Source organism: Pseudomonas sp. SIMBA_067 (genome assembly GCF_046534675.1).
GTDB lineage: Bacteria > Pseudomonadota > Gammaproteobacteria > Pseudomonadales > Pseudomonadaceae > Aquipseudomonas > Aquipseudomonas putida.
This window is the reverse complement of the sequence record NZ_JAWRYH010001017.1, coordinates 1-249: the sequence shown is the minus strand read 5'-3', so window position 1 is coordinate 249 and position 249 is coordinate 1. Positions and strand designations below refer to the sequence as shown.

At 62.7% G+C, this 249-nt stretch carries 1 protein-coding gene; it reads left to right on the top strand.

Annotation, left to right across the window (positions count from 1 at the left end; genetic code table 11):
* On the top strand, positions 1–249 hold a 249-nt coding region (locus tag SB765_RS32290), incomplete at both ends, for a LysR family transcriptional regulator (RefSeq protein ID WP_410932850.1).

Here is a 249-nt window from a genome sequence, read left to right as displayed (position 1 = left end):
ATCCGACAATCGGTCGCCGCATAAAAGTGCTCGAGGAGGAAGCCCGGCAACCGCTTTTTCGTCGGACCTCCGACGGACTGGTGCTCACCTATGCCGGTGACACCGTGCTGGCGCTGGCGGGATCGATGGAGGAATCCGCGCTGTCCATGGAAAGGCGTCTGGCGGGCAACCACAACCGCCTGGAAGGCATCCTCCGGATTTCGTCCGCGGACTGGTTTGCCGCCTATGTTCTTGCCCCCGTCCTGATCG